Source organism: Enterococcus sp. 5B3_DIV0040 (assembly GCF_002140755.1).
In the GTDB taxonomy this organism is placed as follows: domain Bacteria; phylum Bacillota; class Bacilli; order Lactobacillales; family Enterococcaceae; genus Enterococcus_D; species Enterococcus_D casseliflavus.
Map to the genome: position 1 here is coordinate 246,929 of NZ_NGLC01000001.1, position 24,379 is coordinate 271,307.

Below are 24,379 nucleotides of genomic sequence, written 5' to 3' on the forward strand. Positions count from 1 at the left end.
AAGGTTTGAAGACACAAGGAAGCAGAAAATGCTGGCTTTCGAGGGTTTTTGACTTATGCGCATGCCCTTTTGGTCTATTGATGGGAAAAGGAGTCTTTTGAATGAAAATCACGTTTTTAGAAACGAGCGATATGCATGGCTATGTCTATCCAACCAATTTTGCCGATGACACGGAACAAGGATTCGGCGTGGCAAAAGTTGCTACCAAAATGAAAGAGCTACGTCAAGCAGCCACCGGACCGGTCGTAACGATCGAAAATGGCGACTTTATCCAAGGCTCGCCCTTAAGCTATTACATCGCCAAAAGCCAGCACTCCGTTGCCGCATTGACCGCTGTCGTCAACCACCTGGACGTTGATGTCCATGTCTTAGGCAATCATGAGTTCAACTACGGTCTGCCTTATTTGCAAGAAGCGATCGCCAGCTACCAAACACCAGTACTCGCAGCGAATATTTTAAATGAAGCGGGAGAACCATTCTTTGGCCAAGCTTATACCATCATTGAAAAAGAAGGGGTAAAGATCGCGATCTTAGGAATGGTGACGCCATATATTCCTCATTGGGAACAGCCTGCGACGATTCGCGGGATGCAGTTTGTCAGCATCGTTGAGACAGCGAAAAACTATGTGCCTTACTTAAGAGAACAAGCCGATATCGTTGTCGTCAGCTACCATGGCGGCTTCGAGCGTGATTTAGTCACTGGAGAACCGACCGAATTATTGACTGGTGAAAATGAGGGCTATCAATTATTGCAGGAAGTCTCAGGAATCGATGCGTTCTTCACAGGACACCAGCACCGTGAGATCGCCACAAAAATCAATGGTGTCCCCGTTGTACAGCCCGGTTATCGTGGAAGCTTTATCGGCGCCATCGAATTGACGGTTGAAAAAAATCAGACAGGGGTTCATGTCACAAACAGTACGGCTGCGTTGATCCCTGTTGCAGATGCTGTCCCAGATCAAGAGACGTTGGCTTTGTTAGCACCCATCGAAGAAGAATTACAAACCTGGCTAGATCAGCCGTTAGGCAAAGTCAGTGGGGATATGCGAATCACCGATCCGATGGGGGCACGCTTGAAAGAGCATCCTTATATTGAATTCATCAATCATGTTCAGATGGCTGCCAGCGGCGCCAAAATTTCTGGTACTGCTCTTTTCAACAATGAAGGCAAAGGCTTTGGCGCAACCATCACGATGCGAGATGTGATCACTAATTATATTTACCCAAATACGTTAGCTGTAGTCAAAATAACAGGTGCCGAATTAAAAGCCGCTTTAGAACAAACGGCGGATTATTTAGCCGTTGTTGACGGTCAGATCGTCTTCAATCCTGCTTTTATTGAGCCAAAACCGCAATATTATAACTACGATATGTATGAAGGCATCGAGTATACGATCGATCTTAGTCAACCCGTCGGTCAGCGAATCACCCGCTTGGACTTTGAAGAAAAAGCCATTGCGATGGATCAAGAATTAGAGATCGTCATTAACCAATACCGTGCAGTAGGTGGTGGCAACTACGCCATGTTTTCTGCCGAAAAAATCGTTCGTGAGATTCAAGTCGATATGACGGAACTGATTGCTGACTATTTAAAACAGCATCCTCAAATCGAAGCTACGACGAATCAAAACTTTCTAGTGACGTTATAACAGTAAAACAGCCTGCGATGAAGGAATCATCGCAGGCTGTTTCTTAATTTTCTACATTGCGTACATAGTCATCAAAGTATTTTACCAAATCCGCTTTGACTTGTTGATAGTCTTCTTCGGAATACTCTTTGTCTTCTAGTTTTGCTTCGAAAAACGGCATGGCCAATTCTTCTCGTAAACGATCCAACACTTGTTCTTGGTTCATAACGTCACCTTTTTCACATTTGATTTGATTTCATCATAACAAATGAAATGAGGCTGTCAATGCTTCGTAAGTGTCTTTCATTTTTTCTAAACGATTTTTTAAAGAAACAAAATCATCGTCATCATGAAAAAGGACTTGTTTTAATTCAAAATAATAGATCTCAAAAGCATCAAAGAAAGCAATGACTTCCGCTGTTTGCAGCTCTTTGGCAGTATCGCAGCGAATATAGGCTTTTTCAGCGATCGCATACGTTTCTGCAGTCGTTAATAGGACCAATGATTCATTGTATTTGCGGCTCGTCACTAGTTCAAAGGTTGATTGACATTTATTGTAGATATTAGAAAAATCTTTGAGCACAAGTTCCTTTGGTGTTTTATCAAACATGGGGGAATCCTCCAAAACTTTATTTTTTGAATAAGACGCAGACACATTCTGGTGCGTAGATGTCTTTTTCTAAGACAGTCAATTTGCCAGTGGCTTCATCGCGTTTGTATAACGTTAGGTTATCAGAATTTTGGTTGGCACAAACGAGATAATCGTTTGTCGGGTCCAAATCGAAATCGCGAGGGAAGTCGCCTTCAGTCGAGATTGATTGAACAAAAGTCAGGCCAGCGCCTTCATCGGTTACTTCAAAAACAGCGATTGAATTATGGCCGCGATTTGAGCTGTAAACAAAACGGCCATCGTTCGAGATACGTACCGCAGCGCCACTGTTGAAATCCGTAAAGTCCGCAGGGATCGTTGGCACCTTTTGGATTTTCTCAAAACTGCCATCTGCTTCATTGTAGCGTAAAACAGTCAATGAGCTGTCTAATTCGCCCACTAAGTAAGCGTATTGGTTATTTGGATGGAAGACCAAATGACGTGGACCAGTTCCGTCTTCTGCCACGTAAACGGAAACTTCTGTCAGTTTGCCATCTTCTGAAATATCATAAGTATATACCCGGTCTGTTCCAAGGTCACAAACTGCTAAACGTTGGTCTGGTGTTAAGTCAGTATAGTGGACATGAGGTTTGTCTTGGTTTTCATGAGAGCCGACGGGTTCATCATGGTAGATGCTGTCCGTTGCTTCGATGCTGCCATCCTCTAGAATTTTATAAACATTCACTTCACCTTTATGGTAGTTGGCACCATATAAAAGCTGACGGGTTTCATCAACTGCTACATAGCAAAGTGGTGCGCCTTCTTCCGTTGCGGTATTCAGCAAGGTAAAGTCTGGGGTATAAGCAGCTGCGCCGCCGTTGCCATCTACTTCTGTGACGCTGTAAACTGCTTCTTTTTTACTGCGGGCAAGATAAGTCGGACTTTTTTCTTCCGCGCATAAGGTCAAATCGGTCAGTGTTCCTTTTTCCGTATCTAAAGCGATCGAATAGATCCCTTTACTTTCGCGACGAGTGTACGTACCTAAATAAATCGTTTGCAACATAAAAAAACCTCCTAATAGTTTCATTCCTATTTAATTCTACCATAGAATGCGGTTTTGGGCGGGTAGAAAAACTCTTTATGTTATAATAAACAAGAAGATAGAAAGGGGAGTTTGTCATATGAAAAAAGGGACGATCAAAGAAATCGGTCCACAAGCGATCGATTCGCAAGAAAGAATGATCATCTTTTTTGGGGAAGAAGCGACCGACACACTGCGAGAATATTCAGTCATTCAAACGATTCCTGATTCGCAAGCGTTAGTCGTCACAAAAGGGGACCAGATCACTTTTGGTGATCAGACCTATCAAGTCCAATATGTAGGGACGGTCGTAAACCAAATCCTGCAAACGATCCAGCATGTGACCTTTGTCTTTGACGAAGTGCCGGCTGAAGATCAGCTTTCAAGTGCGATTTATTTAACGCCAACTGTTCTGCCGAAACTAGAAGTCGGCATGCAGGTGACGTACGACTAGGAGGCAAAGAATGTCATGAAAGAAACGCAGAAAAAGCCGCATTCCTGGTTTTGGAAATGGTTTTTAAACAATCAAGCAGTGACCAGCTTGCTGGTCATTTTATTGATTCTCTTGATTTTGCTGCTCTTTACGAAAGTGTCGTATTTGTTTGAACCCGTCTGGCAATTTTTAGCCATCGTCGGATTGCCAATCATTTTGGCGGGGATCTTGTATTACTTGATGAACCCCACCGTCGACTACTTAGAACGCAAGGGAATCAAACGAATCTACAGTATTTTTGGTCTCTTTATTTTAGTGGTTGGTCTGATCGTCTGGGGTGTGGTGGTGATCATCCCTAAGATCCAAGAGCAATCCATGAGCTTTGCGGATAATTTGCCAGGCTACTTGACGATCATCGAGAATAAGGTGAATGAGATCCTCTCTGATCCAATCTTCTCACAAGTCCAAGAGCAGATCGAAGCCTCCAATGAGAAGCTGATTTCTTCTTTGACGGATATCGTCCAAAACCTTTCCCGCAGCACGATTCAAAATCTAGGCAGTTTCTTCGGCGCCGTTGCAACGATCGTTTTAGCGGTCATTACCATGCCATTTATTTTGTTCTACCTACTGAAAGATGGCCGTAAACTAGCCCCTTATTTTGTTAAATTTCTGCCAACCAAAATGCGCCAGCCATCACTGGTCGTCTTAAAAGAGATGAACGATCAAGTATCCTCCTATATTCGGGGACAATTGACGGTGGCGTTTGCGGTCGCAGTGATGTTTATGATCGGGTTTAGTATCATTGGCTTAGATTATGCCATCACACTGGGGATCGCAGCGGGATTTCTAAATTTGATCCCTTATTTAGGATCTTTTTTGGCCATGATCCCTGCGGTCTTTTTAGGAATCGTCGGTGGACCCGTGTTACTGATCCAAGTGCTGATCGTCTTTGTCATTGAGCAGACCATTGAAGGCCGCTTGATTTCGCCATTAGTTCTAGGAAACGAGTTGTCGATTCATCCTGTCACGATCCTGTTAGTCCTCTTGACTTCAGGAAAACTGTTTGGCCTTGTTGGGGTCATTTTAGGGATTCCTGTGTATGCGGCAGCTAAAGTGGTCATTACCCATGTGTTTGAATGGTATACGCGGGTTTCCTCCTTGTATGAAGAGGAAGAACCGATCCCCGAAGCGCCACCAGAGGACACCCCAGAAGTGTAGCAGCTTCGAGTGTAAAAGAGCCCATACGTATTATCTACGGTACAGCCTTTTTCTGTGGGCTGTACCTTTTTTATGCGGATAAAAGAGCCAGCAATCATTGGAAAGTAACGGAAGATTTACACCCTATGAACGATGATTTGTGAGAAAGCGACAGCTCTTTATTCAATAGAAAGAGCGAGGGATAGTGGCTTGGATCCAATTGACTTCGAAGGAACTAAAGAATATAATCGATTTATATAAAGAGTTTATATAACGAAACTTGTGCTTAAGGAGGGCAATGAATGCCGAAACAACGAATAACAAAGGAAATGGTGGTTGATGCCGCCTTTGAGATTGCACGAAAAGGCGGTATGGAGCAAGTGATCGTCAAGAACATTGCCGAGAAGTTAGGCTGTTCAGTCCAGCCCATTTATAGTTACTGCACCAATATGGAGGGCCTGCGAACAGAAGTAGAGCAGAAAGCACGGCAATTTTTACAAGCGTATCTAGAAGCCCATAGCGACCCCCAGGATCTGTTTCGCAGTACCGGACACGCGTATTTGCAATTGGCGAAAGAAGAACCCCATATTTTGAGTATTTTTGTCTTACAAAAAAGAGCGAATGTTTCGTCATTAGAAGATCTGTATCAGTTGGAGACGAATCCTCAAGTAGCCCAAAGGATTGCCGTCGATTTGACTATCAGTATAGAAACCGCCAAACAGCTACACATGCATATGCTCATTTACACGATCGGAATCGGTACGATTTTCTCAGTAACGACACCCGGTATTCCACTAGATGAAATCTATGCACAACAGGAAAAAGCGTACGAAACGTTTTTAGAACAAGCAATAGCTGGCACAAAACCATAAGGTGCAGTCCTAACTGCAGAGAGGAGTTCCCCCATGAAAAACGGCATGATTGTTTATCAATCGAAATACGGCGCTGTCAAAAAGTATGTCCACTGGCTTCAAGATGCAACAGGTTTTTCCAGCCTAGAAACCCCAAAAGCGAAAATAGCTGAAGTAATGGATTATGACACAATTATCTTCTGTGGGGGAATCTATGCTTCGGGTATTGCTGGACTGTCCTTTTTAAAAAAGAATACCAACCAGCTAAAAGACAAAGAGATACTTATCTTTTGTGCGGGAGCCTCTGCTCCTGAAGAAGATGTTGTGAAAAAACTCAGAGAACAGAATCTCACGGGTCCGCTAAAAGACATCCCCCTTTTTTACGGCAGAGGACAATGGCAGGAAAGCAAAATGAATTTCTTTGATCGAAACTTAGTGAAAATGTTAAGAAAAGCTGCGGCTAAGAAAGCGCCTAACACCTATGATCCGCAGATGAAGGCGCTCATGGAAGCCAACGGACAAGATTGTGATTGGACAGATAAAAAGTACTTGGGTCCGTTGGTGGATTATTTGGAGCAGGGACTGTTTCAATAGTAAAGGCCAATTGCAGCTCAGCTGATTTTTCTTTTGTAGTAGTGTAGGGGAGAGAATCATCATTGGGAAGCTGGCTCTTTTTCCCATTCACATCCTTCCAGAAAAGTTATAACGAATCGATCGACAACTACATGAGAATTGTTGGCTTTACTGGGATGATCGTTTGAATAGGCAATTAACCAACATACACAGGACCGGCTTTTCTGATTAGTACTTATTAAGAAATCTCTCAAAATGAAAACGTTCTTATAATCAGGTGTTATGATAGAAAGGAACCTTCATAAAAGGGAACAAATTATTAATTGTACTGGGAGAAACGAAGATGAATGAAGCACACAATGAATTCGTAGATTATAAAAAAGCAACCGCTATTTTTGCAACAATGGGCTGGCAAATGCCAGACCACCAACCCCAAATCGTTCTCAGGCCATCACTTGATGCAGATTTCCGTTTTGAAAAGCAACGGATTATTGTCTCAACTCCTGAGAAGGTCTATCCTGCTACAACGAAATACTGGCGAGATTTCTTTACTGATCAGTTGCGGGAAGGTTCTTATACGGCGGCTATCCCCGAACGTTGCTTAATGATCGATATTGGTCGCAAATTTTACTCCTTGATGGATTTAAAAGCTGTCGTTCGTAGTATGGCTTGTTTCCAGTTTACCCATCTACAGCTACACTTTTCCGAAAATGAAGGATTTCGCATTGAATCAGAGCAATTTCCAGAAATCGTTTCGGAGGAGTATTTGACCAAACAAGAGATCCGTGAATTGATCGCATATGCCCACGAACATCGCATTGCCATCATTCCGGACTTTGATTCTCCCGGTCATTTGCGGCAAGTGTTGGCTCAAAAACCCGAGTGGCAATTACCGACAGCCGATGGTACGCGTGATGATCGAGCACTGAACATTTTGGATTCAGAAGCGGTAGCTTTTATTCAGGAAGTTTATCGGGAATATGCGCAACTGTTTGAAGACAGCACCTATTTTCATATTGGTGCCGATGAGTTTATTGATTTTGATCATTTAGAAAACTTTCCGCAAATGATCGAAGCAGCCCGCGAGCGCTATGGGGAAAAAGCAAGTGGAATCGAAGTCTTTATTGATTATGTCAATGAGCTGGCGGCCTTTGTTGAAAGTCTCGGCTTTGTTGTGCGGGTCTGGAATGATGGATTTTACCGCTTGAATCGCCAAGAGCAGACAACATTGACGGAGAATTGCCAAATCTCCTATTGGACCCGGTGGAACCAGAATATGGCGCCGGCAGATGTCTTTTTTGAAAAAGGCTATACAATGATCAATCACAATGATAATTTTTTCTATTATGTCTTAGGAGAAGCGGCAGGCTATACTTATCCAACCTACGAAAAAATCAGCAATGAATTCCAGTTGACGACGTTTGCCAATGGACAACAAGTTGCACAGGAACAGCTTGCCCAAACACAGGCGATCGCTTTATCCGTCTGGGCGGATGTACCTGAGGCTCAGACTAGTCGTGAAGTGATCCAAGCGATTTTTTGGCTCCAAGCGGCCATCGCACAAAAGGTGTATCAAGAAAAAGACCGCCCAAAAGCTGCGTATCAAAAACTATTTGATTCGTGGGTAGTCTCGTATTTGGAGGAGGGGCAATGAGGAAAGTAGTCGCGAGCAAGGAGAAAACAGGAGCGGATTTTATCTAGCGAGACAGAGTAAGAATGAATGCAACGTCCAGTTCATTCTACAACGGGGATCATTGCTTAGCATAAAAAATAGAGGCTGATGACATTCAGCCTCTTGTCTTTGATTGGTAAAAAACGTTTCATCAATGGGTAGAGTCATCGCTTTAATAAAGAGTAGGAGGCTATAGCTCCCTAACATTTTACAAATACTTCTCACGAAAATCAGCGATGGCTTGGCGTGACGCGTAGATATTGCGTGCCAGCTTTTCATTTTTACTTAAAAAGACATAGAAAAGGACATCGACCGCTAATAGGTGGGCGATGATTGAATTGGTAGCGGCACTCCGCTGGTTGGCTTCTTTGGAACGGGACACTTGCAGGGGAACATCCGCCAACTTCGTCAACGGATTGCTACCAAAGCGGGTGAGTGACAGGATCGGAACGCCAAGATTTTTAGCGATTTCGGCTAAGTGAACCATCTCAGGCGTGTGTCCACTGTTGGAAATGACCCAGACCAGACTTTTTTTCTCGTTTTTGACAAGTTGCGGCAACAAGAGATTGTAGTCATTTTCAAACACGACGATCTTGCCTAAACGAGTCCATTTTTGTTGGATATCTTGTGCGATCAATGAGGAAGCACCGATTCCGCAGACAAAAATGCGTTCACGAGTCGCGATCAGTTCAGCGGCAGCCAACATCAGCTGTTCTTCTAATAATTGGGCCGTCTCATTCATGGTCACCTGGGCATTGTGGCTCAATTTTGAGGTGATGGCATGAAAGGGCTCGTTTAATTCAACATCGGCATAACCTAAATGCTCATTGGCATTGTGGCGCAAGCCGGATTCGGCAGATAATTGTATTTTTAAATCTGTCAAACTAGCAAAGCCGGTTTTTTTCGCAAAACGTACAACGGTTGGTGCACTGATCCCAGTGGCTTCTGCTAATTGACTCGCAGTCATCGACGGCACTTTTTCAGGATTGGCCTCCATGAATGCGAAGAGTTTCTTCTCAGAAAGCGATAATTCATTTTTCATGCTCTCGATTCGGGAAAGAACGCTCATCCTTACACTTCCTTTAGATAGAGTAGTATCCTAAGTATAACATAAGTTTTGGAGGAGCTTTCAAAAGAAACGAAAAGAATAGGTAGATAAACTTGCTTTTTTACTTAGAATCAAGTAAAGTAATTACGTGTGAAAAGCACAGTACCTGTTACTTGGTTTAACGAATCACCAACGTTTTACTCAGTCGCAGGGGAAAAAGAAAAAGAGGTGAAAAACATGGCAATTTCAAAAGAACGCAAAAACGAAATCATCAACAAATTTGCACGTCATGAAGGAGATACTGGTTCTCCAGAAGTTCAAATCGCTGTTTTAACAGAAGAAATCAACCATTTGAACGAACATGCACGTATGCACAAAAAAGACCACCATTCATACCGTGGGTTGATGAAAAAAGTTGGACATCGTCGTAACTTATTAGCTTACCTACGTCAAAAAGACGTACAACGTTACCGCGAATTAATCCAAGCTTTAGGATTACGTCGTTAATCAAACAAAGAAAAGTGAGGTTCAACCCGAATCTCACTTTTTTGCTATGAATCACTGCGACTGGGCGGCGCAAGCCGCACAGAGCAGATGATGAATAGTACTAGGCGAGAGCAGCGAGCGTAGTGACCAAGCAGCGGAATCACTGCGACTGAGCGGCGCAAGCCGCACAGAGCAGATGATGAAACCTACTAGGCGAGAGCAGCGAGCGTAGTAACCAAGCAGCGGAATCACTGCGACTGCATTGTCGGCTAAAACAGCTGATGCAGTCTGACAGGTAAGCTTGAGCCATCTAAAAAGTGAAACACCGAAATAGCGGCCTTTTGACTGGTGAATCAAAAAGCGCAGCCAAAAAGAATTTTGGGTCCTTGTAAGCAGCATCCTACTAACCAAATGAAAGCAGCGGAACGACATTCCGATTTTTTCATTTGTTTAGTAGTGACTTGCTGGGATCCGATGAAAAGGAGCAGAACATGACAGAAAAACAAGTATTTAAAACAACTTGGGGCGGCCGCCCATTAGAAGTAGAAGTTGGCCAATTAGCCAAGCAAGCAAACGGAGCTGTATTGGTTCGTTATGGCGATACGGTTGTCCTAAGTGCAGCGGTTGCATCTAAGGAAGCAAAAGATACCGACTTTTTCCCATTAACGATCAATTACGAAGAAAAAATGTATGCCGTAGGGAAAGTACCTGGTGGCTTTATCAAACGCGAAGGACGTCCAAGTACGGAAGCAACCTTGACTGCCCGCTTGATCGACCGTCCGATCCGTCCAATGTTTGCGGAAGGCTTCCGTAACGAAGTACAAGTTACAAACATCGTAATGAGTGTTGAACAAGATTGTACGCCTGCAATGGCAGCAATGTTAGGTTCTTCTTTAGCGTTATCTATTTCAGATATCCCGTTTGACGGACCGATCGCTGGTGTCGATGTCGGTCGGGTCAATGGCGAATACGTCTTGAATCCAACAGTAGAACAAGCAGAACAAACCGATATCGAATTGACAGTAGCTGGAACGAAAAAAGCCATCAACATGGTTGAATCAGGAGCGAAAGAAGTTTCTGAAGAAGACATGTTAGGTGCGTTATTATTCGGTTTTGATGCTATCAAAGAATTGGTTGCCTTCCAAGAAGAAGTTGTCGCAGCTGTGGGCAAACCAAAAATGGAAGTCAAATTGTTACAAGTAGATGCTGACTTGAAAAAAGAAATTTTCGACGGCTACTACCAAACAATGAAAACTGCTGTTATGACGGAAGAAAAATTGGCTCGTGAAGACGAGATCGATAAAGTCAAAGACACAGTGAAAGAAGTATATGCAGAAAAATTTGCTGGACATGAAGAGGAAGCACAATTCTTGAAAGAAGTGAAACAAATCGCAGAAGATCTTGAAAAAGATGTGGTTCGCGAATTGATCACCATCGACAAGATTCGTCCGGATGGCCGTCAATTAGACGAAATCCGTCCATTGGCATCAGAAGTTGGCTTATTGCCACGTGTTCATGGTTCTGGTCTATTTACTCGGGGACAAACTCAAGCATTGTCTGCTTGTACGTTAGCACCTTTAGGTGAACACCAAATCATTGATGGATTAGGGGTTGAAGAATCAAAACGATTCATCCACCATTACAACTTCCCTCAATTTTCTGTTGGTTCGACTGGTCGTGCTGGCTCACCAGGACGTCGTGAAATCGGTCATGGTGCATTAGGCGAACGTGCTTTAGCACAAGTGATTCCTGATGAAACAGACTTCCCTTACACAATCCGTCTAGTTGCAGAAGTATTAGAATCAAATGGTTCTTCTTCTCAAGCAAGTATTTGTGCAGGAACCTTAGCGTTGATGGATGCAGGGGTGCCAATCAAAGCACCAGTTGCAGGTATCGCAATGGGACTTGTATCTGATGGTGAAAACTACACGATCTTAACTGATATCCAAGGCTTAGAAGATCACCTTGGCGATATGGACTTTAAAGTTGCTGGAACCAAAGATGGGATCACTGCGTTACAAATGGATATCAAGATCCAAGGAATCACTGAACAAATCTTGACAGAAGCATTAGATCAAGCGAAAAAAGCGCGGATGGAAATCTTAAATGAATTGACATCAACATTGGCTGCTCCTCGTGAAGAGTTAAGCCAATACGCACCGAAGATCGAAATGATCCAAATCGATCCTGCGAAGATCAAAGATGTAATCGGTAAAGGCGGCGACACCATCAATGGCATCATTGATGAAACTGGCGTGAAAATCGATATCGATCAAGACGGAAAAGTTTCGATTGCTTCTGCTGATGCAGAAATGATCCAAAAAGCCATCAAGATCATTGAAGAATTGACGAAAGAAGTAAAAGTTGGCGAAGTGTACCTTGGGAAAGTTGTCCGTATTGAAAAATTTGGTGCGTTTGTCAACTTGATCAAAGGCAAAGACGGCTTAGTTCATATTTCACAACTTGCGAACGAACGGGTCAACAAAGTGGAAGACGTTGTCAAAGAAGGCGACGAAATCTTAGTGAAGGTTACAGAAATCGACAAACAAGGTCGTGTGAACCTTTCAAGAAAAGCACTATTGAACGAAGACAAAGCAGAGAAAAAATAAGCTGCTACTTCTAAATCATAAGCAAAGTCTAGGAAACTGGACTTTGCTTTTTTTGTGTCTAAGTAACTGCTCTTCAAGAGGGTCTTACTTGACAGGAGTTATTTTTTGCGTTACCGCGAAAAATAAGAGATAATTCAGAATATTGTCTTTGCCATGCAAGCAATAATTCTAAGATGTCAAACGCATCTTATTTAGGATAAGGAGTACGATATGAAACAAACATTTCCAACCGATTTTTTGTGGGGAGCATCGATTTCCGCGCACCAAACCGAAGGGGCGTATCAAACCGACGGTAAGGGGCTGAGTGTCCAAGATACTCGTCCAAGAGACAACCATGAGATTGCTGATTTTACAGTGGCTGTCGACCATTACCACAAGTACAAAGAGGATATCGCCTTGTTAGCAGAAATGGGGATCAAAATTTTCCGCTTTTCGATCGCTTGGTCGCGAATTTTTCCAGAAGGGCGCGGTACTATTAATCAAAAAGGCTTGGATCATTACAGCGATGTCATTGATGAATTGCTAAAACACGGAATTCAGCCCTTTGTGACGTTGAACCACTTTGACTTGCCGCAAGCATTGGAAGACGAAGGCGGCTGGACAAAACGCAGCACTGTTGATGCATTTGCCGCATATGCCAAAACGCTGTTTACAGCCTATGGGGATCGAGTGACGCACTGGCTGACGATCAATGAACCAAATATCATGCTGCTGGTGGATCAAAAAATATTAGGGAAAAAGATTCCATTATCAGAAAAATACCAGCAATTTCATCACCTGATGATCGCTGAAAAATATGCCTTCGAAGCGTGTCATGAAATCGTTCCAAATGGCAAAATCGGACCGGTGCCGAATATTTCGTTGGTTTATGCGGCGACTAGTCGACCAGAAGACAACCAAGCAGCGTTGTATTTCAACAGTGTCCGGAACTGGGCTTACCTTGATTTTTCCTGCTTCGGTCGTTACAACACGGTCTTTCAAGATTATTTGAACCAAAATGGGCTCACGATTGACTTTGGTCCGGAGGATGAGGCGTTGATGAAACGGGCTCTGCCTGACTTTGTCGCGATGAACTTCTACACCACAGTGACAGTGGAGCAGCCGACGGAAGCCGGGGATATGAAAAACGGTATCAGCGATCAGCAAAGTGAAGACATTATGGAGCGTGGTTTTTACAAAGGGTTCACCAATACGTTCTTGAAGAAAAATGCCTTCAATTGGACCATCGATCCCTTGGGGCTGAAAACGACGTTGCAGACTCTTTATGATCGTTACCACTTGCCGATCATCATTACCGAAAACGGCTTAGGGGCAGAAGATCATCTAGAAGCAGATGGCACGGTTCATGATCCGTACCGTATCGATTATTTGTCGCAGCATATCAGCCAATGCTTAGCCGCGATCAATGCTGGGGTGGATCTGATCGGATACAGTCCGTGGTCTGCCATTGATTTGATCAGTGTACACGAGGGGATTCGAAAACGGTATGGCTTCATTTACGTGGATCGCAATGATGCACAGGAAAAAGAACAAAAACGAGTGAGAAAAGACAGCTTTTATTGGTATCAAAAGCTGATTGAAGAAGGGGCGATCCCTTCGTTGGAGGAGTAACGATGACAAGTGTTTTTACCTTTTTAGAAACGCGTTTGATGCCGCCTTTGAATAAGTTGGCGAATTTACGCTTTATTCGCGCAATCATGCAAGCAGGGATCATTACGGTCCCTTTTACGATCGTCGGATCGATCTTTTTGATCATCAATAATTTACCGCAGATCATTCCACCACTGGCTGGCTTTTTCGAACAAACGATTTTACGATTTTCACCGCTCTATAGTGTCGTGACCACGATGTCTGTCGGCTCGATTGCTGTTTTTTATTGTTTAGCAACAGGGTATTATTTAACTGAGATTTATCATAAAGAAGATCATTTGACTATGAGCAGTTTTGTAGGGGCGTTATTAAGTTTGTTTGCCTTTTTAATGACGATCATTCAAGTCGACATTACCGACGGGGCAGCTCAATTGCTGCAGTCAGAAAGCGAAACTGCCATTGTTTACAATGGAATCGCCATAGGCGGTTGGATCACACGCTTTAGCGGGGTAGGCATCTTTATTGGGATCATCACCGCAGTGCTTGCTACGTCGGTCTATCGTTTTTGTGTAAGAAGAAAGATCACCATCCAGATGCCTGAAGGAGTTCCTGATGGAGTCAGCAAAGCATTTGCGTCATTGATCCCAGCGATTTTGATCGCCTTTTTGATGGTGGCGATCAACGGGGGACTGGCGGTTTTCCACACGGATCTTCACGGATTGCTGTCCAAACCCTTTGAATTCGTGAAAGAGTTGACGGGTTCTTGGTTAGGAATCATCGTGATTATGCTCCTTATCCATCTCTTATGGGCAGTGGGGGTTCATGGGACGGCTGTTATTAAAAATAGTTTCATCAATCCCATCCTGTTGGTGGCTCTAACGGAAAATATCGATGGTGCCAATAATATTTTTGCTGGGGATTTCGTGAACATGTATATTTTTATGGGCGGCGCAGGAAGTACGCTTGGATTGGTTTTATTGATGCTGTTTGTGGCAAAATCACAACAGCTCAAAGTCTTAGGAAAAGCAGCGATCTTACCAGGACTTTTTAATATCAATGAACCAGTGATCTTCGGGGCACCGATCGTCTACAATCCGTATTTGATCATCCCCTTTATCGTAACCCCTTTGATCAACGTCACGATTGCTTACTTTGCTAGCTCATTTGGCTTTGTCGATAAAGTCATTACTGGCATTCCCTGGATCTCGCCAGTCGGAATTGGGGCGTTTTTAGGAACCGGCGGTGATTTCCGAGCCATCCTGATCGCTTTGATCAATTTAGGGGTTTCCATTCTCTGCTATTATCCATTCTTTAAGATGTACGATGGCAAACTCTACACGGAACAACTTGCCAATCACGCATAAATAGGAAAAAACAGCAAAACGCCCGTTGATGGACTTCTAGTGAAGTGCCAACAACGGGCGTTTTTCTAATGCAAGTAGTGATCACGTATGCAAAGACTGTTGATACAAGACGCAATCATCACAATCTTTGCGAGTTGGTTTGGCTTGCTGGGGTGTTTCTTTGTGTAATGGCAAAAGCATACGCAACCCGTTTAAGATAACTAAGATCGTGCTTCCTTCATGACCCACGACCCCTAGAGGCAGCGTGAGAAATTCAAGGAAGTTTGAAGCAATCAGCAACAAGATGACGCTGATAGAAAAGACGATGTTTTGTTTGATGATCCGCTGTAATTTTTTAGCCAAACGGTGACTGTCGACCAAGCGCAGCAAATCATTTTTCATCAAGACGATGTCCGCCACATCCATTGCGACGTCAGTTCCTTCGCCCATCGCGATCCCCACACTTGCGGTCGCTAAGGCGGGGGCATCATTGATCCCATCACCGACCATCGCATTGATTTTGTAGGTTTCTTTCATTTCTTTGATCCGAGTGGTTTTCTCATCAGGCAGGCAATCACTTTCGTAGTCAGACAAGCCGATTTCTGCTGCGATCACTTTAGCAGTACCTAAATGATCACCCGTCAGCATCGTCGTGTGAATCCCCTGCTCATTGAAGTAGGCAAGACTCTCGCGAGCTTCAGGACGGGGCTGATCCAATAGCGCTAAATACCCTGCTAACACACGGTCACGATTGATATAAATCAAGGTTTTTCCAGTTGCTTTCAATTCGTGGATGCGAGTTTGCTCACTGGCAGCAACAGATGTTAGATCGACTTCTTTTCCAATCGTCCAATGGGCAGCTTGGTAAGTGGCGGCTAGACCGACCCCCGCTTGTTCTTCCACGGCTAATTCCAATGGCTTTTCATCGTGAAAATACGCCAAGATCGCTTCAGCCAATGGGTGATTTGATTGTTTTTCCATCCCGACGATCAGTTGGGGAATAAAGGGTTCATCCAGCAACAGATGGACATCAGTGACAGCAGGTTTGCCACGAGTCAGCGTTCCGGTTTTGTCAAAAGCGATCGCTTTAACATTGGCAAAGGCATCCAAGGCTTGTCCGCCTTTGCATAAAACGCCCAAACGAGCAGCGTGAGAAATGGCTGCTAAGGTCGCAGGAGTAGCAGAGGCGACTAAAGCACAAGGAGATGCCACCACCAGTAAGACCATGCCGCGATAAAAGCTTTCTTGGAACCCCCAATTCGTGAAAAACGTACACAAAACGATCATTAGCGGGACGGCGATCAAGACGATCGGCACATAGATCCGTTCGATTTTCTCTATCAGGGTCGCCGTTTGACTTGGCATTTGCTGTGCTTCTTCCACCAATTGAATGATTTTTGCAAAGCGAGTGTTTTCACTCGTTTGAGTAACTTCAATGTACAATGGCTGTCCGAGGTTGATGGTTCCGCCAAAGACTTCACTGCCTAAACGTTTCTCGACAGGAATGGATTCGCCACTGATGGCCGCCTCATCAACGCTGCTGCTTCCTTGGATCACGATACCATCGATTGGGATCGCACTGCCTTTTGCCACCATAATCGTATCTTTTAACTGAAGGGCTTCCACTGGTACTTCGACGAGCTCGCCACTTTCAATCATTTTTAAGGCAGTCGTTGGTTGCAGTGCCATTAATGAACTGATTTCTCGCGTACTTTTGTTGGTCGTATATTCCTCAAGGGCACCGCTCAAACAAAAGATAAAGGTCAACATCGCCCCTTCAAACCAATGACCAATGATACAGGCACCAATGGCGGCTAATGCCATCAATAGATCGACGTTCAACCGTTTGTCGTGCACCAATTCTTGCGTGCCTTCCCAGGTTTGTTTCCAACCACCAGCAAGAATCGCTAACAGATAAGGGACAAAGCTATAAGGAATGGAAAAAGATGCCATAAGAAAGCCAGTTGCCATCAATAGCAAACAAGCGATCGTTGAAAAAACAGCCGACGATTCTGATTTACTCATAAGAAACGCCTCCTTTTGAATGTAGTCTAGGAATGAAAAACCGATCCTTTTCTCAAGAAATAATCGATTGTTCCTCCCTCAACTTGAGCATAGCACATTCGAAAACAAGATGGTAAAAAAACAACGTACCTGATAATGAAAGTGATTATCAAGTAGCGATTAAATAACATCGATATCCAAATGTTAAATGGATAATTCTCTATTATAAAGAAAAGCGCACAAAAAAAGCAGCACAATAAAAAACGAATTGTACTGCTTTTGCTTATTCGATGTGGTAGTCAGCGATTGGATCGCTTAACGCAAACTATACGTTGCTAAGGGAATCTGACGTGCTTCACACCACTCTTTGACAGCACCAGAAAAAATCAGCTGAACCTTGGTAAGGTCTTTGGTGCTTGTCTGTCCTGCCATTGTGTAGAGCAGCTGCAGCTGTTCCTTCCATGATTGTAAGGTGGCGATGGTTTCTTCTTTGCCTTTTGACAAAAGCAGCACGATGATCGTGGCGGATAGTCCTACGCTATTTGCACCAAGGCAAAGTGCTTTGAAGATATCGTAAGCATCCCGAACTCCGCCTGAAGCGATGCGGGTAAAGGGCTGTTGGATCTCATTTGCTTCCAGCAAGGAAATCACTGTGGATTGACCAAAGGTGTCTAAATACGCCAATTCACGTTTTTTTCGACGAGCATTTTCGATTTGAGTAAAACTTGTGCCGCCGCTGCCAGCAACATCAATCGTTTGTACGCCGATCGCCAGTAACTGCTGGATCGTTTCACGGGACATCCCAAAGCCGACCTCTTTTACGACAACCGGAACGGCAACAGAAGCCATCGTTTTTTCCAATAAGGACAGCCATTGGCTAAATTGACGATCGCCTTCTGGCATCACTAATTCTTGCGGTGCATTCAGATGGATCTGCAAGGCATCGGCTCCAAAGAGCTCCACTGCCCGTTGTGCATTTTCAATGGGACTGCCCGCGCCAATATTGGCTAATAAGAAGCCGTCAGGATTGGCTTTACGGACGATACGGAAAGAATCGGCGACACTTGGGTCTTTTAAGGCAGCCGAAACGGAGCCGGTTGCCATCATCAAATCACAGGCTTGTGCGATCTCTGCTAACTCTTGATTGATTTTTAAGGTTTTTTCACTGCCGCCGGTCATGGCATTGATGAAAAAAGGGCTGGAAAATGAGCGGTCAAAGACAGTCGTCGCAATTGACACATCAGCCACGTCAATTTGTGGAAACGACTGGTGAACCAAGCGAACTGCATCAAAATCGTTGCTGTGTTCTTTATGGAACGCTTTTGCTAAGGAAACATGTTCATCTTTTCGATTCATGATAGGTCCTCCCGGTAATGGTAAACATGCAGCGGCAAGGGGGTGATCTCGGCTTTTTCCCACGCACTCATCAATGGTAAAATACCGGTTTTTTGGTCAACGATCACGATACCGCAATCGCCGCCGCCGGCACCGGAAGATTTGGCTGCACCACAATAATTTTCTGCTAGATCACAAAGCTTTTTAAGTGCTGGAGTTTCAATCGGCACACCAGTCAGTGCGGACAACTCCCGCAGGAGCTTTCGATTTTCCGTGATCATTTTTTTGATCGTGCGACTGTCTTCATTTAAGAAACCGTCGATCAATCGATTGACGCAGTCTTTGCTGGCTGCTAAAAAGGCGGCATAGGCGTTTTCTTTTTCTTCTTTGGATTGATAGACTTGATCCACTAAATCAGAGGTGGAGGCAGGAGAGCCTGTCCAGCCAATCAGCAGTCGAAGAGATTTCGGAACCGTCAAGGGACGGATCGATAATCCTGGCCAATCGAAAGCGATCAATTCTGTTAAGGTATGGTCTTTTTGTTTGGCTAAGACCCAGTCGTGATCGAAGGTTGAAAAAGCGATCCAGCCGCCATAACAAGAGGCTGCAATATCACCGCACGACCCATTGCCTTGAACAGCGAGATGGGCAAGAGCCGCAATTTTGAATTGGGTCAACCGATCCATGTCCATTTGATAGTACAGATTCAATGCTTTGACCGTGGCAACAGTCACGGCACCGCTGGAACCGAGGCCATATTTGCGACCATTCGAGTTATCCAGTTCACTGGTCACTTTTAAATCGTAAAAGGAAAGGGGAATGCCTTTTTCTTGGGCATATTTTTCCGTCAGACGAATGGCTGCCAAAATATAGTGGAAAGGGTTATCCCGATGGTCTAAGACTAATTCACCTTTGCGCCGCGTCCAGCGAATCGGCAGGTCGCTGTATTGGGCAGACTGGATGCTGCCGTTTTTACGGGCCTCTTCCACAGTGACCGTAATAAATTGGTCAACGGCAACGATGATTGCAGGATGACCAGGTTCGACAACCGCGTATTCACCAGCAATAAATAGTTTTCCGGGAACGGATAGTTCAATCATTTCGACACTCCTAATCGATGGCTTCTTAATGGCTTCTTAGTTGATGGCGGAAGATTCTTCCACCGGTAAAAAGGCTAATCCTTTGCCCGCATGAGCAGTTACTAATTGTTCTGAGGCAAAGTGAGCACTTAATTCACGTAAAATCGTTTGTTCTTCTTGTTTTTGGCATAAAACTTTGACATTGGGACCAGCATCCATCGTGAAATAGCAAGCCAATCCTTTTTTTCGCAGCATTCGGACACATTCCATAGCTCGTAAAGATTCAGAAGACCAATAAGTAAAAGGTGGTTCGGCGGCTAAGGTCGTTCCATGCATTTTCAAGGCGTTGGCCTCGGTCGTTTCACCTAAAGCAGTAAAGTCTTTTTCGGCAATCGCTTGTTTCATTTTCACGAGATCGCTCGCAGTGGCAGAAAGCCAGCCCGGATAAAAGCTCGAGGTTTCAACGGTTCGGCGCATCCCCTCACGACTGGAGACTTCTTTGGCTTGTGCGTTGATCAAAATAAAGATCATACTCAATTCTTCTTCCCAGCCATTCGACGGCACTTGGGTGGCAAAAGAAGTCTCATCGGTGCCTTGATGCCATTCAGCAAAGCCGCCGTAAATACTCCGACACGCCGAACCAGAACCGCGACGGGCCAAACGTGATAATTCTTGCTCCGACAAGTTTAAGTCCAGTGCTTCACTACAGGCACCCGCCAAGGCCGCTAATCCGCTGGCAGAAGAGGCAAGTCCAGCAGCGGTTGGGACGAAGTTTTGACTTTCCACCGTGGCATACCACGGGCAGTCCGCTTTTTTTCGTACCAGATCCAAAAAGTCCGCAACTTTTTTTGTGGCAGCGTCTGTTTGCACCACGCCATCCAATGTAAAGCGATCCTGCGTATAATCGGGTGAAAAAGCCACCGTTGTTTCTGTGTAAAAAGCATCGAGGGTCAGGGACAAACTATTGTTCATCGGTAAAATGAAGGTTTCGTCTTGTTTTCCCCAATACTTGATCAATGCGATATTCGTGTAGGCACGAGCCTTTCCCTTATACATGTTCATAAACTCCTAATCCTTGTATCCATGCCGCACGAGCGCCATCGGACAATAAAATACGGCTGATATTCTCAGCCTGTTCCTTCGTTTTGGTTAGTGCGATCATACAGCCGCCTCGGCCCCCGCCGGTCAGCTTCGCCCCATAAGCCCCGTGTGCCAATGCTGAGGAAACCAACTGATCCAGTTGCTGATTGCTGACCCCTAGCTGCTGCAGGGCCTGATGGGCGTTGTTCATGCTTTCACCTAATACTTCTAATTGATTGGCTATGATGGCCTCTTTGGCTCTTTTGGTTTCAATCCCTAAACGCTGGATCGCTTGACTGGCCAGCTGCTTGCTGGTTTCAAAAAGATGGGCGACACTTTTGACAGCTTCTCTCGTTTGCCCTTTGATACCAGTATCAGCGACGAGCAAATAACCGTCGATCGTGAGGGGAAACGAAGTGATGGGATGTCCTTTGATAAAGTAAATGGCATCCGTCCCGCTAGCTGCTGCAGCATCGATCCCGCTAGGATTGCCGTGAGCGATTTTTTCAGAAAAGTTGACATAGGTCATCAATTCTTCTTTTGTAACATCTTTTTTGATCCAATCAAAAAAAGCGCGAGTCAGTGCAACAGCGACCGCCGCGCTAGAACCCATTCCCCGTTCAGAAGGGATGGTGCTGACGATGGAGGTTGCAAAAGGACCCGTGTGGAAATCTTGTTGCAGACGATGCAGCAAGTCTTTGACATTTTTTAAGTGGCTGGGGACTTCTTCAAGCAGACCGTGATAGTAACTTGAAATCAAGGTGTTTGTTTCATTTGCTGTGATCTCGACTTGTACTTTTGCTCCCGCAAAAGGGAAAGCAATTGCTGGTTCACCGTAAACAACTGAATGTTCACCCATTAAGATGATTTTTCCTGTAGCTATGCCAGTACCAATTGACATTATTTTCCTCATTTCTCTAGGGAGCTTACCCCACATGATTCATTTATCGTTTGTCAGTCAATTGTAACTATCTCCTGACAAAAACACAATTTAATTAAAGATCCTTTCCTATTTTACTAGAAGAAGGCTCTTTCGTTAAGCATTCCGTATGAGATTTCAAAAAAAAGCAAAAATCTTTAAACTTTTATTGAAAAACTTCTTGATCTGTGCTTCAAAAGTTTCAGTTGACGGCACAAGATATAGTATTGTATAGTTGATATCGCAAGTGCAACATACAATATTTAGTGATGAGTGAGTTGGGGGATATGAGCGTGATCGTATTAGCAGGAACGATTGGTGCCGGTAAATCAAGTTTGACCGCATTGATCGCCAATCATTTTGGCAGCCAAGCCTTTTATGAATCGATCGATGACAATGAAGTGTTACCATTATTTTATGCAGATCCAAATAAATATGCGTTTTTACTGCAAATCTATTTCTTAAATAAACGATTTGAAAGTATCAAGCAAGCTATGAAAGACGACAATAACGTCTTGGACCGTTCCATTTATGAGGATTCACTGTTGTTCCATTTAAATGCGGACCTTGGGCGAGCAACCGATACCGAGGTCAAAGTCTATGATGAATTGTTAGCCAATATGTTGGAAGAGCTGCCGTATGCAGCCCACAAAAAGCATCCAGATCTTTTGGTGCATATTCGCGTTTCTTTTGAAACGATGCTCGAGCGTATTGAAAAACGTGGGCGGGAATATGAGCAGTTGACCTTTGATCCTTCGTTATACGACTACTACAAAGAGTTGAACAAACGCTACGATCAATGGTACGAAGAATACAATGAGAGTCCAAAGATCCAGATCGATGGCGATCAATTCAATTTTGTCGAAGACCCGCAAGCGGCACAGGCCGTTTTAACAATGGTGGAAGATGCTTTGAAAGACGCCCGCAAATAGCAATAGCCGATACAGCCAGAAAAGTCCTTTGATTGGGCTTCTGGCTGTTTTCTTTTATAATAGAAGAAAGCAAGAGTGGAGGATGGACTGTGGAAAACAAACATGTCTTTTATGATGGAAACTATGAATGGATTCAAGTCGACCAGCAAGACGCAAAAAGCGTGATGGCACTACAAAAACAATATCATCTGTCGGATGAGATGCTTACGTATTCTCTAGATAAAAACGAACGCGCACGAGTCGAATACGATGCCGAAGAAGAAGCATTGCTGCTGGTTTTCAACGTACCTCAGCAAGAAAAGCGAGACAATCACTTTGAGACCAGCCCAATGACGTTTATTTTAAAAAAGAAGCAGATCTTTACTTTTGCCTCCCATGATACCCGCTATGTGATTCCGATGATGGAGCGCTTGATCCTGCAAAAGCCGCAGCAAACACCGCTGCACTTTTTGTTTCAAAGCTTATTCTTGATTTCAGGCACGTTTTTTCCGCTAGTCGAAGAAGTCAATAGTGAACGGATTCGCTTGAATCAGCGACTACGGGAAAAAACCACCAATAAAAACCTGCTGCAAATGTCCGATTTGGAAGTCGGTTTAGTCTTTTTAGTGTCTGCCACGAAACAAAATGCGGTCCTCTTGGAGCAGATCAAAGCGTTATCCATTTATCGCTTGATGGATGATGACGAGCGGGAACAGCTGGATGATGCCCTGATCGAAGCCAAACAGGCAGTGGAAATGACGTTACTGGCTTTTCAAATTTTAGAGCAACTATCTGGAACCTACAATAATCTGTTAAACAATAACTTGAATGATACCATGAAGTTTTTGACCGTTTGGTCCCTCTTGTTGACTGTGCCTTCCATCGTCACCAGTTTCTTTGGCATGAATGTTCCACTGCCTTTTACCAATAGTATTTTCGGTTGGGGGATTGCCTTATTGATCAGTTTAGTGTTATCCATCTGGATGTTGATTGCTTTATGGCGCAGAATTCGTTAATCGATCACCAAACCTAGACCGGCGGCGATGACCAAGGCTTGTTCTTGATCGACCGTTAGCCCCCGCAATTGTTCAAAGGACAACGCGATCTTTTGAAATTGATTGGTCCGAAAATCTAAAGTTGCTAATTTTGTGTGAAACCAGTTGCTATTGTTCAACTGGTTTTCTTGTAGCGTCAAGTGTTTCCAATCCATTTCATAAAACTCACTGTCGTTTAGTTGGCACTGACGAAACAGCATCGTCCGTAAATTGGTGTTGCTAAAAGAAGCAAAGTTTGCCACGCAATCTTCAAAGGTGCAGTCACGGAAATAGCTTTCCGCAAAATTGGTGCCAGTCAATTTGCACTGTTTAAAGTGAACCCGATGAAAGCTGGCGCCAAAACATTCCAGATTAGAAAAATCGCAATTCTCAAAAAGAACGTTTTGGCATTCCCATTGACTCAAGCGTGTTTTTTGCATCGTCACTTTCTTGAAATGACATTGCTTCAAGATGAGATTTTTGCAAGCATCATAGCTATAGTCACCGCCTTCGAAGAAAGCACCTTCGAAAAGCAGTTCTTCTTCTAAATAAAAATCCTGTGGCTCTAATGCCGACAATAAGGGCGGTAGTGGCAATACGATTTTTTTCTTCATCAAGATCCCATCCTATCTGTTTTTCTCTTCAGTATAACACGGCGAATCGCTGCCGCAATAGGTACGAAAAAGCAGTAAAATATTGTGAAATTTATTCAATCGGTTTGCAGAATGCTTTTATAACAAGGGAAATCTTTAGGTTTAAATACATAATTTTTCACAATCTTTTTGCTTGCAAGACGAAAATAATTTTGATATAGAAACTTGATTCGCTGAAAGTGACGTATATCAACGAAAAACTGTCATAAATTTTTAAAATCGCGAAAAAGTTGATAGTTTTCAAATTCACAAGCAAGCTATAAT

Annotated in this window: 22 protein-coding genes; 12 read left to right on the forward strand and 10 right to left on the reverse strand. The window is 43.9% G+C overall.

The window, feature by feature from the left end:
• The first annotated feature begins 101 nt into the window (after positions 1-101).
• Entirely contained in the window at positions 102-1,649 is a 1,548-nt protein-coding gene (locus A5883_RS01270) for a bifunctional metallophosphatase/5'-nucleotidase (protein WP_086337852.1), read from the forward strand.
• A 43-nt stretch (positions 1,650-1,692) separates the two neighbouring features.
• Here A5883_RS01270 and A5883_RS19075 read toward each other — a convergent pair whose 3' ends face one another.
• The 3 genes from A5883_RS19075 to A5883_RS01285 are packed head-to-tail and all read right to left on the reverse strand — an operon-like array spanning position 1,693 to position 3,280.
• A complete protein-coding gene (locus A5883_RS19075) occupies positions 1,693-1,854 on the reverse strand; it encodes a hypothetical protein (RefSeq protein WP_005228019.1) in 162 nt (53 codons plus the stop codon).
• A gap of 33 nt (positions 1,855-1,887) precedes the next feature.
• Positions 1,888-2,238, reverse strand: coding sequence for a hypothetical protein (locus A5883_RS01280; protein ID WP_005233740.1), 351 nt, complete (start codon positions 2,236-2,238; stop codon positions 1,888-1,890).
• Positions 2,239-2,257: 19 nt separating this feature from the next.
• Entirely contained in the window at positions 2,258-3,280 is a 1,023-nt protein-coding gene (locus tag A5883_RS01285; protein ID WP_060791538.1) for a lactonase family protein, read from the reverse strand.
• 118 nt (positions 3,281-3,398) lie between these two features.
• Here A5883_RS01285 and A5883_RS01290 point away from each other — a divergent pair, with 118 nt between their 5' ends.
• From A5883_RS01290 to A5883_RS01310, 5 genes are all read left to right on the forward strand, one after another.
• A complete protein-coding gene (locus tag A5883_RS01290; protein ID WP_005228025.1) occupies positions 3,399-3,752 on the forward strand; it encodes a PTS glucitol/sorbitol transporter subunit IIA in 354 nt (117 codons plus the stop codon).
• Positions 3,753-3,767: 15 nt separating this feature from the next.
• Positions 3,768-4,949, forward strand: coding sequence for an AI-2E family transporter (locus tag A5883_RS01295; protein ID WP_005228027.1), 1,182 nt, complete (start codon positions 3,768-3,770; stop codon positions 4,947-4,949).
• A gap of 281 nt (positions 4,950-5,230) precedes the next feature.
• On the forward strand, positions 5,231-5,800 hold the full coding sequence (locus A5883_RS01300) for a TetR/AcrR family transcriptional regulator (protein ID WP_086337853.1): 570 nt from the start codon (positions 5,231-5,233) through the stop codon (positions 5,798-5,800).
• 33 nt (positions 5,801-5,833) lie between these two features.
• A complete protein-coding gene (locus A5883_RS01305; RefSeq protein ID WP_086337854.1) occupies positions 5,834-6,373 on the forward strand; it encodes a flavodoxin domain-containing protein in 540 nt (179 codons plus the stop codon).
• Positions 6,374-6,695: 322 nt separating this feature from the next.
• On the forward strand, positions 6,696-8,006 hold the full coding sequence (locus tag A5883_RS01310; RefSeq protein WP_086337855.1) for a family 20 glycosylhydrolase: 1,311 nt from the start codon (positions 6,696-6,698) through the stop codon (positions 8,004-8,006).
• A gap of 226 nt (positions 8,007-8,232) precedes the next feature.
• Here the strand turns inward: A5883_RS01310 and A5883_RS01315 are convergent, their stop codons facing one another.
• Positions 8,233-9,093 (reverse strand): MurR/RpiR family transcriptional regulator, encoded by an 861-nt coding sequence (locus A5883_RS01315; RefSeq protein WP_005228070.1) that lies wholly within the window; start codon positions 9,091-9,093, stop codon positions 8,233-8,235.
• A gap of 216 nt (positions 9,094-9,309) precedes the next feature.
• Here A5883_RS01315 and rpsO point away from each other — a divergent pair, with 216 nt between their 5' ends.
• The 4 genes from rpsO (at position 9,310) to celB (ending at position 15,121) form a co-directional block, all read left to right on the forward strand.
• Positions 9,310-9,579, forward strand: coding sequence for a 30S ribosomal protein S15 (gene rpsO / locus A5883_RS01320; protein WP_005228072.1), 270 nt, complete (start codon positions 9,310-9,312; stop codon positions 9,577-9,579).
• A 470-nt stretch (positions 9,580-10,049) separates the two neighbouring features.
• The gene (gene pnp, locus A5883_RS01325) at positions 10,050-12,167 is read left to right on the forward strand and encodes a polyribonucleotide nucleotidyltransferase (RefSeq protein WP_005231801.1); all 2,118 of its coding nucleotides are present in this window, start codon (positions 10,050-10,052) and stop codon (positions 12,165-12,167) included.
• 210 nt (positions 12,168-12,377) lie between these two features.
• Complete coding sequence (locus A5883_RS01330) at positions 12,378-13,778, forward strand: glycoside hydrolase family 1 protein (RefSeq protein WP_086337856.1); 1,401 nt, start codon at positions 12,378-12,380, stop codon at positions 13,776-13,778.
• 2 nt (positions 13,779-13,780) lie between these two features.
• Positions 13,781-15,121 (forward strand): PTS cellobiose transporter subunit IIC, encoded by a 1,341-nt coding sequence (celB, locus tag A5883_RS01335; protein WP_086337857.1) that lies wholly within the window; start codon positions 13,781-13,783, stop codon positions 15,119-15,121.
• Positions 15,122-15,202: 81 nt separating this feature from the next.
• Here the strand turns inward: celB and A5883_RS01340 are convergent, their stop codons facing one another.
• The 5 genes from A5883_RS01340 to mvk form a co-directional block, all read right to left on the reverse strand.
• On the reverse strand, positions 15,203-17,125 hold the full coding sequence (locus A5883_RS01340) for a heavy metal translocating P-type ATPase (RefSeq protein WP_086337858.1): 1,923 nt from the start codon (positions 17,123-17,125) through the stop codon (positions 15,203-15,205).
• 294 nt (positions 17,126-17,419) lie between these two features.
• Entirely contained in the window at positions 17,420-18,460 is a 1,041-nt protein-coding gene (fni, locus tag A5883_RS01345; RefSeq protein ID WP_086337859.1) for a type 2 isopentenyl-diphosphate Delta-isomerase, read from the reverse strand.
• Positions 18,457-19,539: a phosphomevalonate kinase gene (locus tag A5883_RS01350; RefSeq protein WP_005228086.1), complete on the reverse strand. Its 1,083-nt coding sequence runs from the start codon at positions 19,537-19,539 to the stop codon at positions 18,457-18,459. Before A5883_RS01350 ends, fni begins: the two co-directional genes overlap by 4 nt.
• A 36-nt stretch (positions 19,540-19,575) precedes the next feature.
• The gene (gene mvaD / locus A5883_RS01355) at positions 19,576-20,574 is read right to left on the reverse strand and encodes a diphosphomevalonate decarboxylase (RefSeq protein ID WP_086337860.1); all 999 of its coding nucleotides are present in this window, start codon (positions 20,572-20,574) and stop codon (positions 19,576-19,578) included.
• Positions 20,567-21,499, reverse strand: a complete 933-nt coding sequence (gene mvk, locus A5883_RS01360; RefSeq protein WP_176323942.1) for a mevalonate kinase — start codon at positions 21,497-21,499, stop codon at positions 20,567-20,569. The genes mvaD and mvk overlap by 8 nt, the downstream gene beginning before the upstream one ends.
• 305 nt (positions 21,500-21,804) lie before the next feature.
• On the opposite strand from mvk, the gene A5883_RS01365 reads away from it, so the two are divergent.
• The gene (locus tag A5883_RS01365; RefSeq protein ID WP_010749130.1) at positions 21,805-22,449 is read left to right on the forward strand and encodes a deoxynucleoside kinase; all 645 of its coding nucleotides are present in this window, start codon (positions 21,805-21,807) and stop codon (positions 22,447-22,449) included.
• An 89-nt stretch (positions 22,450-22,538) separates the two neighbouring features.
• Positions 22,539-23,444 (forward strand): magnesium transporter CorA family protein, encoded by a 906-nt coding sequence (locus A5883_RS01370; protein ID WP_060791518.1) that lies wholly within the window; start codon positions 22,539-22,541, stop codon positions 23,442-23,444.
• Here A5883_RS01370 and A5883_RS01375 read toward each other — a convergent pair.
• Positions 23,441-24,076: a pentapeptide repeat-containing protein gene (locus A5883_RS01375; protein ID WP_010749132.1), complete on the reverse strand. Its 636-nt coding sequence runs from the start codon at positions 24,074-24,076 to the stop codon at positions 23,441-23,443. The two genes, A5883_RS01370 and A5883_RS01375, sit on opposite strands and share 4 nt — an antisense overlap.
• Positions 24,077-24,379 lie beyond the last annotated feature (303 nt).